At 49.4% G+C, this 688-nt stretch carries 1 protein-coding gene; it reads right to left on the bottom strand.

Features of this window, described 5'->3' with window-relative positions:
- Positions 1-88: 88 nt before the first annotated feature.
- Entirely contained in the window at positions 89-637 is a 549-nt protein-coding gene (locus tag M5G17_RS27090) for an RNA 2'-phosphotransferase (RefSeq protein ID WP_273895920.1), read from the bottom strand.
- Positions 638-688 lie beyond the last annotated feature (51 nt).

The following is a 688-nucleotide window of genomic DNA, read 5'->3' as shown; positions in this document are numbered from 1 at the left end:
TGTTCGGAGCATCCCTAAAGGCTGATTTTCAGAGTGCTATTCATTGTCGAGTCTTATCTAGAAGTTGTTTCTTTGGATTGCGGGTAGGCTATTTATTGTGCAAGAATTTTTCTGGAACATGGTTGGTTAGCCAAACTCCGTTTTCCGCTTGAAAGAACTTTAAGCCCTCTTGGTACATTCGTAGGGCTTCAATTTTTAGTACCACAGGCTTTCCATAGCGCTGTCCGACAGCAATAGCTGTTGGTCTGTCCTGCGACAGGTGCACGTGGTGGCGTGAGCCAGCAATCAGCCCTTGTTGGTGAATCGACTCCAGGAAGCGTGTTGCTGTGCCATGGTAGAGAAATTCCGGTGGTTCTTTCTCTATGTGCTGAAGGCTGACGTTGGATGTTGAGTGGCCCTGCACGGCGCGAATGCGTTGCCCATCATCCGAGATGCTGAAGCGCTTTTTATCGCTGCTGCTGACGACCGCTTGAATGAGTGCGATATCTAAGGGTCGCCCGTCTTTAGCAGCGCCAGCAATCAAAGAATGGATATCTGCCCAGCCTTCGCTGTCTAGCTGCAGGCCGATAGCTTGTGGCTCATGCCTGAGAACATAGCTAAGGAACTTGCTGGTTTCGTTGAGTTGTTTGTTGCTCATGTTACTCCCATGGTTTCTGGTTTATGCCCTGTTAGGGATGCTCCGAACAAG

It is taken from the genome of Pseudomonas rubra (genome assembly GCF_028656935.1).
Classification (GTDB): domain Bacteria; phylum Pseudomonadota; class Gammaproteobacteria; order Pseudomonadales; family Pseudomonadaceae; genus Aquipseudomonas; species Aquipseudomonas rubra.
The sequence above is the reverse complement of the archived record's forward strand: the minus strand, read 5'-3'. Positions and strand labels throughout refer to the sequence as shown.